This window comes from Sphingomonas crusticola (genome assembly GCF_003391115.1).
In the GTDB taxonomy this organism is placed as follows: Bacteria; Pseudomonadota; Alphaproteobacteria; order Sphingomonadales; family Sphingomonadaceae; genus Sphingomonas_I; species Sphingomonas_I crusticola.
This window is the reverse complement of the sequence record NZ_QTJP01000001.1, coordinates 325,143-341,175: the sequence shown is the minus strand read 5'-3', so window position 1 is coordinate 341,175 and position 16,033 is coordinate 325,143. Positions and strand designations below refer to the sequence as shown.

General features: G+C 66.4%; 18 protein-coding genes. 11 read left to right on the top strand and 7 right to left on the bottom strand.

Translation table 11 applies throughout. From position 1 onward, the window contains the following. Positions 1–42 precede the first annotated feature (42 nt). The 6 genes from DX905_RS01620 to DX905_RS01595 all read left to right on the top strand — a co-directional run bounded on the left by DX905_RS01620 (position 43) and on the right by DX905_RS01595 (position 5,968). A complete protein-coding gene (locus DX905_RS01620) occupies positions 43–1,524 on the top strand; it encodes a tetratricopeptide repeat protein (protein WP_162875408.1) in 1,482 nt (493 codons plus the stop codon). Then, positions 1,524–2,348, top strand: coding sequence for a 4-(cytidine 5'-diphospho)-2-C-methyl-D-erythritol kinase (locus DX905_RS01615; protein WP_116092243.1), 825 nt, complete (start codon positions 1,524–1,526; stop codon positions 2,346–2,348). The genes DX905_RS01620 and DX905_RS01615 overlap by 1 nt, the downstream gene beginning before the upstream one ends. Next, the gene (locus DX905_RS01610; protein ID WP_116089773.1) at positions 2,345–3,070 is read left to right on the top strand and encodes an N-formylglutamate amidohydrolase; all 726 of its coding nucleotides are present in this window, start codon (positions 2,345–2,347) and stop codon (positions 3,068–3,070) included. Before DX905_RS01615 ends, DX905_RS01610 begins: the two co-directional genes overlap by 4 nt. Then, the gene (locus DX905_RS01605; RefSeq protein WP_116089772.1) at positions 3,067–4,446 is read left to right on the top strand and encodes an NAD(P)H-hydrate dehydratase; all 1,380 of its coding nucleotides are present in this window, start codon (positions 3,067–3,069) and stop codon (positions 4,444–4,446) included. The genes DX905_RS01610 and DX905_RS01605 overlap by 4 nt, the downstream gene beginning before the upstream one ends. Continuing rightward, on the top strand, positions 4,443–5,645 hold the full coding sequence (locus tag DX905_RS01600) for a class I SAM-dependent RNA methyltransferase (protein WP_240320677.1): 1,203 nt from the start codon (positions 4,443–4,445) through the stop codon (positions 5,643–5,645). Before DX905_RS01605 ends, DX905_RS01600 begins: the two co-directional genes overlap by 4 nt. Before the next feature lie 68 nt (positions 5,646–5,713). Then, entirely contained in the window at positions 5,714–5,968 is a 255-nt protein-coding gene (locus DX905_RS01595) for a hypothetical protein (protein ID WP_116089771.1), read from the top strand. A gap of 30 nt (positions 5,969–5,998) precedes the next feature. Here the strand turns inward: DX905_RS01595 and DX905_RS01590 are convergent, their stop codons facing one another. Together DX905_RS01590 and DX905_RS01585 are read right to left on the bottom strand one after the other, a co-directional pair. Continuing rightward, positions 5,999–6,457: a hypothetical protein gene (locus DX905_RS01590; protein ID WP_162875407.1), complete on the bottom strand. Its 459-nt coding sequence runs from the start codon at positions 6,455–6,457 to the stop codon at positions 5,999–6,001. A 75-nt stretch (positions 6,458–6,532) separates the two neighbouring features. Next, positions 6,533–7,171 carry a carbonic anhydrase gene (locus DX905_RS01585; RefSeq protein ID WP_116089769.1) on the bottom strand — a complete coding sequence of 213 codons (639 nt, stop codon included), beginning with the start codon at positions 7,169–7,171 and terminating at the stop codon, positions 6,533–6,535. Positions 7,172–7,234: 63 nt separating this feature from the next. Here DX905_RS01585 and lipA point away from each other — a divergent pair, with 63 nt between their 5' ends. Then, positions 7,235–8,164 (top strand): lipoyl synthase, encoded by a 930-nt coding sequence (lipA, locus tag DX905_RS01580; protein ID WP_116089768.1) that lies wholly within the window; start codon positions 7,235–7,237, stop codon positions 8,162–8,164. Next, entirely contained in the window at positions 8,151–8,630 is a 480-nt protein-coding gene (locus tag DX905_RS01575; protein ID WP_116089767.1) for a type II toxin-antitoxin system RatA family toxin, read from the top strand. Before lipA ends, DX905_RS01575 begins: the two co-directional genes overlap by 14 nt. Here the strand turns inward: DX905_RS01575 and DX905_RS01570 are convergent. Genes DX905_RS01570 through DX905_RS01555 form a run of 4 tightly spaced genes read right to left on the bottom strand, consistent with a single transcriptional unit; the run spans position 8,573 to position 11,747 of the window. Continuing rightward, a complete protein-coding gene (locus DX905_RS01570) occupies positions 8,573–9,094 on the bottom strand; it encodes a CinA family protein (RefSeq protein ID WP_116089766.1) in 522 nt (173 codons plus the stop codon). The genes DX905_RS01575 and DX905_RS01570 overlap by 58 nt on opposite strands. Next, positions 9,091–9,636, bottom strand: coding sequence for a hypothetical protein (locus DX905_RS01565; protein ID WP_116089765.1), 546 nt, complete (start codon positions 9,634–9,636; stop codon positions 9,091–9,093). Before DX905_RS01565 ends, DX905_RS01570 begins: the two co-directional genes overlap by 4 nt. Further along, on the bottom strand, positions 9,633–10,787 hold the full coding sequence (locus DX905_RS01560; RefSeq protein WP_116089764.1) for a bifunctional 2-C-methyl-D-erythritol 4-phosphate cytidylyltransferase/2-C-methyl-D-erythritol 2,4-cyclodiphosphate synthase: 1,155 nt from the start codon (positions 10,785–10,787) through the stop codon (positions 9,633–9,635). The genes DX905_RS01565 and DX905_RS01560 overlap by 4 nt, the downstream gene beginning before the upstream one ends. 51 nt (positions 10,788–10,838) lie before the next feature. Further along, positions 10,839–11,747, bottom strand: coding sequence for a hydrogen peroxide-inducible genes activator (locus DX905_RS01555; protein WP_116089763.1), 909 nt, complete (start codon positions 11,745–11,747; stop codon positions 10,839–10,841). A gap of 105 nt (positions 11,748–11,852) precedes the next feature. Here DX905_RS01555 and DX905_RS01550 point away from each other — a divergent pair, with 105 nt between their 5' ends. After that, complete coding sequence (locus DX905_RS01550) at positions 11,853–12,395, top strand: peroxiredoxin (protein WP_116092241.1); 543 nt, start codon at positions 11,853–11,855, stop codon at positions 12,393–12,395. Between the two features lie 74 nt (positions 12,396–12,469). Beyond that, positions 12,470–12,991 (top strand): alkylhydroperoxidase, AhpD family, encoded by a 522-nt coding sequence (ahpD, locus tag DX905_RS01545; RefSeq protein WP_116089762.1) that lies wholly within the window; start codon positions 12,470–12,472, stop codon positions 12,989–12,991. 2 nt (positions 12,992–12,993) lie between these two features. Here ahpD and DX905_RS01540 read toward each other — a convergent pair whose 3' ends face one another. Next, a complete protein-coding gene (locus tag DX905_RS01540) occupies positions 12,994–14,763 on the bottom strand; it encodes a cation:proton antiporter domain-containing protein (protein ID WP_116089761.1) in 1,770 nt (589 codons plus the stop codon). Between the two features lie 56 nt (positions 14,764–14,819). On the opposite strand from DX905_RS01540, the gene DX905_RS01535 reads away from it, so the two are divergent. Beyond that, the gene (locus DX905_RS01535) at positions 14,820–16,022 is read left to right on the top strand and encodes an FAD-dependent oxidoreductase (protein WP_116089760.1); all 1,203 of its coding nucleotides are present in this window, start codon (positions 14,820–14,822) and stop codon (positions 16,020–16,022) included. The last annotated feature ends 11 nt before the right edge of the window (positions 16,023–16,033 follow it).

Genomic DNA, 16,033 nt, shown 5'->3' with positions numbered 1-16,033 from the left:
ATGCGCGTGCGGTACCTGCCCTCGATTTTCGGAACCGCGATAGTGCTTCTCGCCGCGGCATCTGCACCGGCGATCGTGCCGCGTGCGTCGCTTGCCAGCCTGTATGTCCGCGCCCGTGCCGCCGAGGTAGCGGGCGACAGCCGTACCGCTAACGCGGGCTTCGCCGCGCTGATGGCGCAAGATCCTGGCAATATGGCGATCGCGGCGCGCGCCTATCGTCAGGCGATTGCGGCGGGAGACATCGCACTGGCGCTGCGGGCCGCGCATGCGCTGGAGACCAAGGCGGCGCTGCCGCCCGACGCCCACGCGCTGCTGGCGATCGAGCAGATTCGCGGCCGGGATTGGGTCAAGGCGCGCGCGGCAACCGAGCGGCTCGGCCAGGATCGCGTTTTTGGCTTTCTCGCTCCCTATTTCAGGGCGTGGATCGCCCTCGATTCTGGGAGCGGCGATCCTCTTGCGCTGGCGGATGGCGGGCGCGCTTTGCCGATGGCTGCCCCTTATCACGCAGAGCAGCGCGCCTTCTTGCTGATTGCCATGGGGCGTGCCGACGAGGCCAGAAAGGAAAATGCGGGGCAGCCGGCCATACGCCTGCCCGATAGCGTCAAGGGAGCGAGCGAGGGCGTCGCTTTGCTGATGGCGCATGTGTCTGCCGATTTCGGCCGGCAGCGCCTCGCTCCACTCGGTCTAGTGATGGCGCGGCTGGCCACCTATTCCGCACCACAATTTTCCACCGCATGGCTGTTGCTGGCCGAATTGCTGCGCACGGTGCATCGCGCCGATCTCGCGCTCGAAGCTCTGACCCATATCGGTCAAGGCGATCCGCTCGCAAGCAGTGCCCAGGCGATGCGCGTTGGGCTGCTCAGTGATAGCGGCCGGAACGACGCCGCGCTGGCCGAGGCGCTGAATGCTGCCCGCCGCACCGGCGGAGCGGAAAATTGGGCGCGCGTCGGCGATCTCCACATGGCGATGGACCGCCCCAACGATGCTGCGGAGGCCTATAGCAAGGCGGTGACTGCGGCGGGCGACGCCAAGTTCTCCCCCGATCAGACGTGGCCCTTGCTGCTGCAGCTTGGCGGTGCGCTCGATCAGGCGGGAGACGGGCGGCGTGCCAAAGAGGCGCTCGAGCGCGCTTATGCGATCGCGCCCGACCAGGCGATCGTGCTGAACCAGCTCGGCTATTCGCAGATCGAGCATGGTGAAAATCTCGATCGCGCCAGCGCCATGATCGAGCAGGCGAGCAAACTCCGGCCCGACGACGCCGCGATTACGGATTCGCTCGGTTGGGCGCTGTTCTTGCGCGGCAAGGCGGCGGAGGCCGTACCTTTGCTGGAGCGCGCGGCGACTAACAGCCCCGGCGAGCCCACGATCAACGAGCATTTGGGCGACGTCTATTGGACGCTCGGCCGTCAATATGAGGCGCGTTATGCCTGGCGGGCTGCACTCGTCACCGCTTCCGATACAGACCGGGTGCGGATCAACCGCAAGATCGATACCGGACCGGACCGGGCGACAGCGGCGCCGTGATCGCTAGCGAAACGGCGTTCGCCAAGATCAATCTCGCGCTGCACGTCCGCCGGCGGGATGCGGACGGCTATCATGCGATTGAAACCCTGTTTGCCTTCGCGGAGGATGGCGATGTGCTGCGCCTGACCGAAGAGCCGGGACTGGCCGTGACCGGCGCGTTTGCCATTGCGCTTGATCGCGGAGACAATCTCGTTCTTCGGGCCGCCCGCGGCTTCGCGGATCTCACGGGGCAGGGCGGTGACGTCGGCTTCCTGCTCGACAAACGTCTGCCCGTCGCGGCCGGCATCGGCGGCGGATCGGCCGATGCGGCGGCCGCACTGCGCCTGTTATGCATCCGCCATGGGCTCGACATTGCCGATCCGCTGATAGCCCGGTTGGCAGCTTCGCTGGGAGCCGATGTCCCGGCGTGCCTGGTGTCGCGGCCGATGCGCGGCGAAGGACGCGGCGATCGGCTAGCGCCGATCGGAGGAATCTCCCCCGGCCAGCCGCTGTTGCTGGTCAATCCGGGACTGCCGCTCGCCACCGGCCCCGTTTTCACCGCATGGGACGGACTTGATCGTGGCGCCCTGAACGCCGGCGACGCGATGGATGCAGCGCTTTCGGGCCGCAACGATCTTGAGACACCCGCGATTTCGCTACTGCCGGTCATCGGCGATGTGCTTGGCCTGCTGCGCGCGCAGGCGGGTACGACATTGGTGCGGATGTCCGGATCGGGAGCAACCTGCTTCGCCTTGTTCGAGGACGACACGGCACGCGACCAAGTGGCAAGCGCGATCAGAAGAGCGCAACCGGCTTGGTGGCTGCTTGCGAGCAGGCTGCGATGAGCCAGAGCTGGATCGAAATCGCCGGCGATCCTGCGACGGGCATGTTGCTCATCGCGGATCATGCCTCGAACCATGTGCCGGATGGGCTAGATCTGGGCGTGCCGCAGGCGATGATGCAGGAACATGTCGCGATCGACCTCGGGGTCGCGCCGCTGGCTGAATCGCTTTGCGCGGCACTGAATTGCCCTGCAGTCCTCGGCGCGGTTTCGCGCTTGGTAATCGATCTCAACCGCGAAGAGGACGCGCCCGGCCTGATCCCGGCCAGCAGCGATGGACGGGATATCCCAGGCAATGCCGCTCTGACAGGGGAGCAGAGGAAGCATCGGATCGAACGCTATTGGCGTTCCTATCACGATCGTATTTCACGACGAATAGCGGGAGATCGTCCAAAGCTACTGATTTCGTTACATAGCTTCACACCTCGCCTCGCCACGAGCGACGTCGAACGGCCGTGGCAAATCGGTATCCTCTACAACCGGGACGAGCGCGCCGCGCGGATCGCGCTGTCGTTGCTGCAAGAGGCTGGGATCGTCGCGGGCGACAATCTCCCCTATTCGGGCAAGATGCTCAACGCGACCATGAACCGCCACGGCGAAGCGAATGCCATCCCCTATCTGGGGATCGAGGTGCGGCAGGACTTGGTCGCCGATCCGTCCGGCGTGACGCGCTGGTGTGCCCGGCTCGCCCCGATGATCGCTGCCGTGCATCGACAGTTGCTATGACCCTGGCACGACCAATCCTGAACGCCGCGGAAATGCGCGCTGCCGAGCAGACCGCACTTGATGCGGGCGCCTCGGTCGAAGCACTCATGGAGCGCGCCGGCGCGGCTGTCGCTGAGGCAGCGTGGCGAACGAGCGGGCCTGCCGAAATCTTGATCCTGTGCGGCCCCGGCAACAATGGCGGCGACGGCTATGTCGCGGCGCGGCGGCTGCAGGAGCGAGGCGTAACCGTACGGGTCGCCGCCAGCGCCGCTTCGGCCAGCGAGGCTGCGCGTCAAGCAGCCGCCCGCTGGCAGGGCCCGGTCGAGCCGCTGCATGAAGCGAAGCGTGCGCCGGTCGTGATCGACGCTTTGTTTGGAACAGGTCTGTCCCGCCCGCTGGATGACGCGGTTGGGGAACCATTCGGGCGACTGTGCGCCGGCGCTCAACGGCGCATTGCGGTCGATCTGCCGAGCGGTGTGGCCACCGACGACGGCGCGGTGCTGGGGTCGGTGCCTGTCTTCGATCTCACGGTAGCGCTGGGCGCGCTCAAGCCGGCGCATCGGTTGCTGCCATCGGCAGGTCTCTGTGGCCAGATAGCCGTCGCGGATATCGGCCTTGGAACGATCGAAAATGTCGGCATGCATGAGGTGGCGCGCCCTGCGCTGACGCCGCCGGGCCATGGTGCGAACAAATATAGCCGGGGAAAACTGGTCATACTCGCCGGAGCGATGGCGGGGGCGGGCAGGTTGGCGGCGCTCGCCGGGCAAAGGGCCGGAGCGGGCTATGTCGAACTGCTCAGCGCGGCAGACGACGCTCCGCCGCATTCCCTGGTGCGCCGCGCCTGGAGTGAAAAGGCGCTGCACGATGAGCGTATCGGCGCGATCGTGATCGGCCCGGGGCTGGGCCTGAACCGCACCGCGCGCGACCGGCTCGAGGCGGCGCTGGCCTCGGGCAAGCCGCTGTTGCTCGACGCTGATGCGCTGACGCTGATCGGCAAAATGCGCCATGAACGGCTGGCCGGCCACGTGTTGACGCCGCATTGGGGAGAATTCGTGCGGCTGTTCGGCGACAGCGAACGCGATCGGCTGAGCCAGGCGCGCGCGGCCGCCATCGCTTCGGGCGCTGTCGTCCTGCTGAAGGGCGCGGACAGTATCGTCGCCTGCCCGGACGGCCGGGTGGCGATCGCGCCGCTGGCGCCGACCTGGCTTGCCAGTGCCGGTACGGGCGACGTGCTGGCCGGCATCATCGGCGGCCTGCTTGCTGGTGGGCGCGGCGGGTTCGAAGCGGCACAGGACGGTCTGTGGCTTCATGCGGAGGCGGCGCGGCTGGCGGGTCCGATGCTCGTCGCGGACGACCTGATCACCTGTTTGCCACGCGCGGTGGAGGCTTGCCTGTGATCCTGTCCGAGGTGATCCGTCTGGCGGCACGCGGCGATGGCGTCACCGCCGACGGCCGCACCGTGGCGCTGACGGCGCCCGGCGACATGGTCACGAACGCCGCCGATATCATCCCGGGGCCGCATCATGTCGATCCGCCATGCCGCCATTTTCCGCGGTGCGGCGGCTGCCAGCTCCAGCATGTCGACGATCGAGCATATGCGGACTATCTGGTCGATCGCGTGAGTGCGGCGCTTGCCGCCCAGAAGGTGGCGATCCCGGACATCAGGCCGCCGCACCTTTCGCCACCGCGCACCCGCCGGCGCGCATCGCTCAGCGCCGAACGGATCGGAAGGCGCATCGTGCTCGGCTTCAACGAGGAGGTCAGCCACCACATCGTCGACATGCGCGAATGCCATATCCTGCTGCCCGAGCTGTTCGCCATGGTCGAGCCCTTGCGCGTCTTGCTGGGCACATTGCTGGCCCCTCGTAAACGCGCAACCGTCTTCCTGGCGATGACCGACCAGGGGGTCGACGTCGCGCTGGATGACGTGACGGTCGAGGGGCTGGCCGCGCATGAGGCGCTGACCGATTTCGCCCAGACGTACAAGCTCGCCCGCCTGGCGGTCGACGAGGGCTATGGCAGCGAGCCGCGGTGGGAGCCGGAGCCGGTCACCGTAACGCTCGATGGAGTGGCGGTCGGCCTGCCGATAAAGCCGTTTCTGCAGGCTACCGCCGACGGCAGCGCCGCGCTGACGCGTGCCGTGCAGGAGGCGGTCGGCCAAGCATCGGCCATTGCCGATCTCTTCGCAGGCGTAGGTACGTTCGCGGTGCCGCTCTCGCGAGGCGCCCGTGTCCTGGCAGTGGAGGGCGCGCGCGATCCCGCGCTGGCCTTGCAGATGGCCGGCAACCATTCCGGCCGCCAGCTGGCAGTGGAGCATCGTGATCTGTTTCGCCGGCCGCTTTCGGCGCAGGAGCTGGGGCGGTTCGAGGCGATCGTGCTCGATCCGCCCCGTGCCGGAGCCAAGGAACAGGCGCCCGACCTCGCGCGGACGGAGGCGGGCCGTCTCGCTTACGTCTCCTGCAATCCCGCGACTTTCGCGCGCGACGCGCGCACGCTGATCAACGGGGGATGGCGCTTGGAGTGGGTTCAGCCGGTCGGCCAGTTCCGCTGGTCGACCCATGTGGAATTGGCGGCCGCGTTCAGCCGGCCGATCTGAACGATGGACGCGACGCGCTGAAACCGGCACTCGTTTCGTCGGTTGACCGCGAAAAGGAGGCATGCCGGATGAATGTTTCAAAGGGGAGCGTGGTCGAGCGGATTGCGCGCGTGCTTGCCGGTCAGCGGCTCAGCGCCAATGCCGAAGGCAGCAGCAAGTCGGCCGGTAGCGCGGTCGATGCGGCCTGGACCGACCATGTCGACGATGCGATGGCCGTGCTGCGGACCTTGCGGGAGCCCGATGCACGCATGGCGGCCGCGGGCGATCCGGCTGTGTGGGAACGGATGATCCTGGCGGCGCTGCCCGAAGGCGACCGTAGTTAGAAGGGGAGCGGCGAACCGCTCCCCTCCAAGTCAGTAGAAATCGGCGGGATTGGGCGTCGGCGCCTTGCAGGCGCTGGGATGGCCATGCTTGCAGGCATAGACCTGCGCGCGCCACACCCGCATCGCGTCGGCATAGGCATTCTGCTGACGGACGTAACGGGCATCCGTGCGGTTGACGGCGCGATCGTGCTGGACAAGCGCGTCCATATAAGCCGCGCGATCGGCCTCATATTGCGCCTGATTGGCAGCAGCATCGGTGGCGTTGGCGTCGCTATTTGCCTGGCTGGTGGCCGCGACCTGATTGTTGAGCGCGGCTGTCGCCGGGGCGCCGGCCGCATTGATCGCCTCCTGATTGGGCATCGGCGTGGCGGCATAGCCGCGCTGATACTCCTCGGCTGGCGGGCGGCCGGTATTGTCGGTGGTCTGGGCGAGGGCGGGCGCGATCGCCGTCGCGGCGAGCAACAGCCCGAAAAGAGGTTTAGCCAACATGTCGCTCTCCTTGATTGCGCATGCGGCCTTGAACGCCATGCCTGCCCCGGCGTTCCGGTTTGGCCTTAATTTGAGTTAAGAGCGGGCAGGGGCGAAGGTGCCGCTTCGCTCGTCGAGCAAATGCAAAATGCCCTCGGCAATGGCGAAATAAGCGCCGCGCAGGCGCAGCGTTCCGGCCTGCTCCCGCTCCGGAATGCAAGGAAAGGTGCGCAGGTTGGCGAGGCTGACCTTGACGCATTCGAGTTCGAGTGCGTGCACCGCCTCCGGCCCCTGGCCCAGCTCGGCGACGATGCGATCGCGCGGCCCGTCCAGCAGCGATACCCAATCGGCGATGAAGCCGCCACGCCCCGGCGGTTCGCCGGCGAAGGCGTGGTTGAGCGACGCCGCCACGCCGCCGCAGGCGCCATGGCCGAGCACCACGATCTCGGCGACGTTCAGCTGTGTGACCGCGAATTCGAGTGCGGCCGACACGCCGTGATGGCCCTTGGTGGTCTCGAACGGGGGCACGAGATTGGCGATGTTGCGCACCACGAACAGCGTTCCGGGCGATGAGTCGAAGATGCGCGTCGGGTCGACCCTGCTGTCGGAGCAGGCGATCACCATCGTCTTGGGCTGCTGCCCTTCGGCCAGTTGGGCCCAACGCGCGCGCTGCTGCGACCAATCCTCGTCCCGAAAGCGGCGATAGCCGGCAAGAAGTTGCTCGAATTCGTCCATGGATTCCCCTTAGCGGCCTGCTTGGGGGTGGCAAGTCGGCCCGTGCGACGCTATCTGGCGGGCATGAACGAGCCGCTGCCGATCCGCCCGCTGCGTGAACGAAAGCCCGACTGGATCCGCGTTCGCGCGCCCACCAGCCACGGCTTCAACGAGACACGCCAGCTGATGCGCCGCCTCAACCTCGCGACCGTGTGCGAAGAGGCTGCCTGCCCGAACATCGGCGAGTGCTGGACCAAGAAACACGCGACCGTGATGATCCTGGGCGACGTGTGCACGCGCGCCTGCGCCTTCTGCAACGTCAAGACCGGTATGCCGCGCGCGGTCGACCTGCTCGAGCCCCAGCATGTGGCCGATGCCGCGGCCGAGCTGGGGCTCACCCACATCGTGGTGACTTCGGTCGATCGCGACGATCTTAAGGATGGCGGCGCCAGTCAGTTCGTCAAGGTGATCGAGGCTTTGCGGCGGACCACGCCCAGCACCACGATCGAGATCCTGACGCCCGACTTCCGCAACAAGGCGGATAGCGCGGTCGAGGCGATCGTCGCCGCACGGCCCGACGTCTATAATCACAATCTCGAAACCGTGCCGCGGCTCTACCCGACGATTCGCCCGGGCGCGCGTTATTACGCCTCGCTGCGCCTGCTGGAGCAGGTCAAGCGGCTCGATCCGTCCATCTTCACCAAGTCCGGCGTGATGGTCGGTCTCGGCGAGGAGCGGCTGGAGGTCCATCAGGTGATGGATGATATGCGCTCCGCCCAGATCGATTTCCTGACGATGGGCCAATATCTTCAGCCGACGCCGAAACATGCCAAGGTCGCCGAGTTCGTCACGCCGCAGGCATTCGCCGCTTATGGGTCGATCGCGCGTGCCAAGGGCTTCCTGCAGGTGGCCGCGACGCCGCTGACGCGGTCGAGCTACCATGCCGGCGACGATTTCCAGCGGATGCGGGCCGCGCGCGAGGCGCAGCTCCAGGCGAACCGTGCCCCGGCATAAAGAGACGCGCCGGCTTCCCTACACGCCGGAGCAGATGTTCGACCTCGTGGCCGATGTCGGCCGTTATGGCGAATTCCTGCCATGGGTGGCCGCGGTGCGGGTACGTTCCGATAGTCCGGAGGAAATGGTCGCCGACCTGATCGTCGGTTTTCGGGCGCTCAAGGAGCGTTTCACATCGCGCGTCTCGAAACAGCGGCCGCGCAAGATCCACGTCGATTATCTCGACGGCCCGCTCAAATATCTGACCAATCATTGGACGTTCGAGCCGGACGGAGAGGGCGGTACGTTGGTCGGCTTCTGCGTCGACTTCGAGTTCCGCAGCCGCATCTTCGAAGCGCTGGCGGGGCAGATGTTCGGCGTGGCGTTCCGCAAGATGGTAGGCGCGTTCGAGGCGCGCGCCGCGAAGCTTTACGGCTCGGGCGATCCGGTCGGTAGCAGCAATTCCAGCGCGCACAGCGCCGCCTGAAGGCGGATCCCGCCGCGGCCCTGGTCGCCGAAATCCTTCTGATCGGTGACGGCATCCTCCGGATCGTCGCCGGCTCTCGATAGCGCGAACACCACCGTGCCGACCGGCTTGCGGTCGGTTCCGCCGCTCGGGCCGGCGATGCCCGTGATGGCGACCGCAATGTCGCTGCCCGATTTGGCGACGGCGCCGTGGGCCATGGCCCAGGCGGTGGCGAGGCTGACGGCGCCGAACGTCTCGATCACGTCGCTCGCCACGCCCAGCAGACGCGTCTTGGCCGCGTCGGAATAGGTCACGAAACCGGCATCGAATACGTCGGACGAGCCGGGGATTTCGGTCAGCGCGGCGCTGACGAGGCCGCCGGTGCAGCTTTCGGCCACGGACAGGCGGCGTCCGGCCGCCCGATTTTCGTCGATGACGCGCCGCGCGAGCGCGACCAGCTCGGGCGGGAGGAGGTTTTCGTTCACTGGCCGCGCGGCTCCAGCTTGCAGATCTTGAGCATTTCGGTGAGCCCCTTGCCCTTGCGCTCCGCGACCGTGAGCGCCAGCACCGCCAACCGACCGAGATCGGTGCCGGACACGGCGCGCGCGCCCTGGATCGCTTCGTTCGCGATGAAGCAATCGTCGCGGTTGATCTGCTTGGCGAGCAGCCCGCCGAGCGCCGGCTCCGCCAGCATCCGGATCGCGTCGGAATTCATATCCGGCGGCATCGGCTGGCCGAGGAACTTCTGGAAGATCACGCCGATCGCGCGCCGCGCCTGCGGCCAGGCCGCCGCGCTGTCCGGGCGGTAACGATCGGCCAGGTCCACCGCGTTGGCCACGATATAGGCATTGGGTGCGAGCACCTCGCTGCAACGATTGCCGAGCTTCTGGACGAGGGTGGGCAGGGCGAAGGTCACCAGTGCGGCCGCCTGCGGCTGCGGCAGGCAGTCCGGCGCCTGCGCCAGCGCGACGGAGGGCATTGCCGCCAACATCACGGCCAGCCCGATACGCTTTCCAACAAAATTCATGCTTCAATCTCCGGCAGGCGCACGGTGGCGGCGGCCTGGGCGGCGATGCCTTCGCGGCGGCCGGTGAAACCCAGGCGTTCGGTGGTGGTGGCCTTGATACTGATCTTCGCCTCCTGCAGCCCAAGCAACTCGGCCACCCGCGTCCGAATCGCGGCGCGGTGCGGGCCGACCTTCGGCTCCTCGCAGATAATGGTTAAGTCGACATGATCGATCCGTCCGCCTTGCTGCGCGACGAGATTGCGGGCGTGGATCAGGAAGCGATCCGAAGACGCGCCACGCCATTGCGGATCGCTCGGTGGGAAATGCGTGCCGATATCGCCGTCGCCGATGGTGCCCAACAAGGCGTCGGTCAGCGCGTGCAGCGCGACATCGGCATCGGAATGGCCGGCGAGTGCGCGGTCATGGGGAATGCGGATCCCGCCGAGCCATAGTCCGTCGCCAGCGACGAAGCCGTGGACATCGAAGCCGAGCGCGGTGCGCGACACCATATCTGTCGCCAGCCGGCGTTCCGCGGCCTCGAAATCGGCAGGGTAAGTAAGCTTGTCCAGCGCCGCCGACCCCTCGACCGTCGCCACCGCCAATCCGGCGGCGCGCGCAATCTGTGCGTCGTCCGTCGCCTCCATCGCCGCGTCCCAGGCAGCATGCGCGGCGCGGATCGCATGGGTATGGAAGGCCTGCGGCGTCTGCACACGCGCCAGCCTTTCGCGCGACACCGTCGCGCCCAAGGTTGCACCAATGTGGGCAAGCGTATCCGCGACCGGCAGAACCGGCACCGCGCCGGGGCTATGCTCCAATGCCCCGAGCAACCGGTCGATCACCGCCCCGGGAAGGAAGGGGCGCGCGGCGTCGTGGATCAGGATATGTTCGCCCGTAGCGGCAGCGAGGCCGTTCGCGACCGATTCGCGCCGGGTCGCGCCACCGATGATCGGCGCGCCGACGATCCGGTCGCCCACCGCGCTACGGTAGAGGCTCTCTTGTCCTGCGCCGATCACCACCCTGATCTCGCTGATGGCAGGATGAGCGGAGAGGCGGTCGATCGCATGGGCGAGCACGGCCTTGCCGGCGATCGGCAGATATTGCTTCGGCAACTCCGGACCGGCTCGCGTGCCGGTCCCGGCCGCGACGATCAACGCTGTGGTGCGGCCCTGCATCGCGCGCGGCCTAGCGCGTCCCGCGCAGCAAGAACATATCGCTTAACATCCTCACGCCGCCTGATGCGCCTCCTGCAGCGCCTGTGCGAACATGCGGAACTCTTTTTCGCGCGGCGATCCCTTGCGCCAGACCAACGCGATGCGGCGCGAGGGATGATCGGCATCGAGCGGCCGCGCGATTACGTGGGTGTGATCGAGAATGCCGGCGTCGAGCGCCATCTCAGGCAGCATCGTCACACCCAGACCGTTATCGACCATCTGCACCAATGTGTGGAGCGACGTACCCATCATCGCCGCCCCGGCGCGCAACTCCGGACGATTGCAGGCGGCGAGCGCATGATCCTTGAGGCAGTGACCGTCCTCCAGCAACAACAGGCGGGTCTCGTCGATCGCGTCGGCACGCAATATATCGGGGAGGTCCTTCGCTTCGGCAGCCGGGAAGGCGACGAACAGGCGATCTTCGAACAGATCGGCATGATCGATATCGCCGCACGAATAAGGCAGAGCGAGCAATACGCAGTCCACATGGCCACGATGCAGCGATTCGCAGGCTGCGGCGGATGGCTCCTCGCGCAAATAGAGCTTCAGCTCGGGCCACTGGTCGCGCAGCTTCCCCATGATGCGCGGCAGCAGGAACGGAGCGATCGTCGGGATCACGCCCATGCGCAATTCACCGGCCAGCGGCTTGCTTGCCGAGCGCGCCAGTGCGGCCAGTTCCTCCGCCTCGCGCAGCACCCGCGCGCCCTTGTCGGCGATGCGCAGACCCAGCGGCGTGAAGCGCACGACGCGCCGTGTCCGCTCGACCAGCATCACACCGAGCAAGGATTCGAGCTCGCGCAAACCCGCCGACAGCGTCGACTGGGTGACGAAGCAAATCTCGGCCGCGCGCCCGAAATGCCCCGTGTCGCGCAGCGCCACGAGATATTGCAGCTGCTTCAACGTCGGGAGGTAGACCGCCATTATCGTTCCAATCGATCAATAGCGCCTAAATAATCAATTTGCTTCGCGATGGCCAGTACCCCAGATGAAGGCCTCGGAGTTTCCTTCCCCAAATCGGAGAACAACATGCTGACTGTCGGCGACAAATTTCCTGCGCTCAAACTGCCCGTTCAGGAGGGCGTCTCCGCTTTGCCCAACGGCGAGACGATCGATACCGGCGAGACCGGCGGCAAGTGGAAGGTCGTCTTTTTCTGGCCGAAGGATTTCACCTTCATCTGCCCGACCGAGATCATCGGTTATGGCGAGCTCAAGAATGATTTCGCTGATCGCGACGCACTGCTGATCGGTGCCTCGACCGACACCGATTTCGTGCATTTCGCCTGGCGCAAGTCGGACGAGCGTCTGGCCAATTGCGACTTCCCGTGGATTGCGGACAACAAGAAGGAATTGGCCAACGCACTCGGGATCGTCGCTCCGGAAGAGGGCGTCGCCTATCGTGCGACCTTCATCGTCGATCCGCACAATGTGATCCAGCACGTGACCGTCAATGGTCTCAACCAGGGTCGCAACCCGGCCGAGGCGATCCGCGTGCTCGATGCGCTTCAGACGGATGAGCTCTGCCCGTGCAATTGGCAGCAGGGTGAAGAGGTTCTGAAGCCCGCCGCTTAAACACGACCAATATCGAAGGGGCGCGGGTGGCAACCGCCGCTCGCGCCCTTTTCACGCCTGTAACAGGAGAAACCATGTCGCTTCGTGAATTTGCGGAAGCCTTGCCCGATTATGCCAAGGACATCCGCCTCAACCTGAATTCCCTCGCCGGCGATCAGACGCTCGGCGACCAGCGCAAATATGGCCTGCTGCTCACCACCGCCCACGGCTCGGCCTACAAGCCCCTCGTCGAAGCAGCCGAAGCCGAATGCGCGCCCAAGCTCTCGCCCGAAGCGGCCAATGCGGCCCGCGCAGCAGCCGCGATCATGGCGATGAACAACGTCTATTACCGCTTCACCCACCTTGCCTCGAACAAGGAATATGCAACGCTCCCGGCCAAGCTGCGCATGAACGTGATCGGCAATCCCGGCATCGACAAGGCGGACTTCGAACTGTTCAGCCTGGCCGTCTCGGCGCAGAATGGCTGCGGCATGTGCATCGACAGCCACGAAAAGGTTCTCAAGAGCCATGGCGTTGCCGCCGACGTCATTCAGGCGGCGGCGCGCATCGGTTCGGTGATGACCGCTGCGGCGACGGTGCACGCCACCCGCGTCTAGGACTAGGTCTCGTCCCCGAGCTGCCGCCGTCTGAGCGGCGGCTCGCGGGACAATTCCGCCATCTCCATGATCTTGGCGCGCAATTGTGCCCTTTTGTCGTGGATCGACGCGATGACCGGCCCCATCGCCAATCCCAGATCGACCAGCACCGCCTCCGACAGCTGCAGCGACGATTCGACCGTCTCCGGCACCGCATCGGTCGCGCCGGCCCGGTAGAGCTGCGCGGCATGATTGGGATCACGCGCGCGGGCGACAATCGTGAGTTCCGGAAACTGCGTGCGTAACACCTTGGTCAGGCGCACGACCTGCACCGGATCGTCCATCGTGAGTACGATTGCGCTGGCCCTGGCGACATCCAGCCGTTCGATCATGCCCGGACGGACGATATCTCCGAACGATGCGTGGTAGCCGCGCTCGCGGGCCGAACTGACAAGATCGGCGTCCGCATCGATCGCCAGGTAGGGGCGCTTATGCGCGTCGAGCATTTGCGCGACCAGCCGGCCGACGCGGCCGAAGCCGATGATCAGGACCCGCGGCTTGCTTATGTCCGCCGGCGGCAACGGCGCGTCGCTGCTGCGCCGTTCTACGCGCTTGGACAGGGCACTTCCCACCTGCGCCAGCAAGGGCGTGATCGTGAGGCCAAGCGCGGTGACGATTTCCCAGAAAGTCGCCGTTGCCGGCCCGATCAGGCCGCCCGCCGCTGCCGTCCCAAGGACGATCAAGGTGGTCTCGGCCGGCGCAGACATCAGCAGCCCGGTTTCCAGGCTGACACCCCGCCGTGCGCCTCCGACCCGCAGGAGGAGGCCGGTGACCACGGCCTTGACCGCGATCACGCCGGCGAGCGCCAGCAGCAATTCCGCCCAGCGCGCGGCCACGACCGACAAATCCAGCGACATGCCGACGCTGAGCAGGAAGATACCCAGAGCGAGCCCCTTGAAGGGCGCGGTCATTGCCTCGACCTCCTCATGATAGTCCGTCTCGGCAATCAGGATTCCGGCGATCAGCGCTCCCACGATCGGCGAAAGACCGGCGGCAGCGGTCGCGACGCTGGCGAGGATGACGACGAGCAGGCTCGCGGCAAGGAACAGCTCGGGGCTCTTTGTACGCGCCGCCTGTGCGAACAGGCGGGGTAGGGCGATCCGGCCGAGCAGCAACATGGCGGCGATCGTCCCGCCGCCGATCAGCAGGGTACGCACCATTTCGGGCCAGGCGCTGCCACCGTGCGGCGCCAGCGCGCCGAGCGCGAAGATGATCGGCACCAGCGCCAGATCCTCGAACAGCAGCATCGCGAAGGCGCGTTCGCCCACCGGGCCGCTGGTGCCTGCGATTGGCAGCACCAGCGCGGTTGAGGACAAAGCCAGGGCGATCCCCAGCCCGAACGCAGTGCCCATCCCTTCCCCGAAGGCGATGAAGCCCAGCGACAGCAGCAGGGCGCAGCCGATCAGCTCGGCCGCCCCCAGGCCGAACACCTCCCGCCGCATCGTCCACAGGCGCCGGAACGACAATTCCAGCCCGATCGAGAAGAGCAGCATGACGATGCCCAGCTCCGCGAACGGCTCGATCGCATGCGGATCCGTGATGGTCGCATAGAACAACCACGGCGCCACCGGTACGAACCGGCCGAGACCGGCGGGCCCGACCGCGATGCCGACCAGAATGAAGCCGATAACCGGGTTGATCTTGAGGCGGGCGAAAGCGGGGATGACGAGACCGGCGGCGCCAAGGATGACGAGCGCATCGCTGAAACCGGAGGAATCGATCGGGAGCGCCATGCGCCGACCTTTGCCCGGTTCGGCCGAGAAGGCTAGAGGGGGGCGAGAGGAACGCGATGGCCGATAACGAAACCGATCTTTGTGTCGTCGGCGGCGGGCCTGCCGGAATGATGGCCGGCTATCTGTTCGCGCGGGCCGGCGTGCGCACCACCGTGCTGGAGAAGCACGGCGATTTCCTCCGTGATTTCCGCGGCGACACGGTCCATCCATCGACGCTCGACCTGTTCGACGAATTGGGCTTGCTCGACGCCCTGCTCGAGCGGCCCCACGACAAGGTCTATGATGTCGGGGCGGTTATCGGCGGCGAAACGCTCCGGATTGCCGATTTCTCGCATCTGCCGGGCCGCGGTCGGTTCATCGCGATGATGCCGCAATGGGAATTTCTGGACTTTCTGGCGGGCGAGGCAAGGAAGTTGCCCGCCTTCACGCTTCGCATGAATAGCGAAGCGGTCGATCTGATTCATGATGGTAACCGTATAGTCGGTGTCCGCACCCGCACCGGCGAGGCTGTTCGTGCGAAGCTGGTCCTCGCAGCGGACGGGCGTGGATCGGTCCTGCGTGGCGCCGCGGCATTGCCGCTTCACGATCTCGGCGCCCCGATCGATGTCTTCTGGTTTCGCGTTCCCAAGCAGCGCACGCCCGACAATCGCACCCAAGGCTATATCGGCAATGGGCAGATGGTGGTCGCGATCGACCGTGGTGACTATTTTCAATGCGCCCGCGTCATTCCCAAGGGCAGTGCCGATGCTGTGCGCGGGGAGGGGATAGAGCGCTTTCGGGCGGATGTGATCGCGACCGCGCCCATCCTGCGCGATCGGATCTCGGCGCTAGGATCATTCGACGATATCAAATTGCTCACCGTTTCGCTCGACCGCCTCACCCGGTGGCACGCGCCCGGCCTGCTTGCGATCGGCGATGCCGCCCATGCGATGTCGCCGGTCGGCGGCGTAGGTATCAACCTCGCCATCCAGGACGCCGTGGCAGCCGCGAACATCCTGGCGGGGCCGATGGCGCGGGGTGAGCCGCTCGACACGCTGACGCCCGGCGTCCAGCACCGGCGCATGCTGGCGGTGCGGGTCATCCAGGGCATGCAACGGCTGGTTCACGAAAGAGTGATCGGTGCCGCCTTTCGTAACCGGTCACCCAAAGCAAGCGGGCTGGTGCGGCTGATCAATGCCGTTCCCCTGAGCCAGCGCATTCCGGCGCGAGTGCTCGGGCTGGGCATCAGACGCGAGCATATCCGTTCACCAAAAGCGTAGCGCGCTCGCCG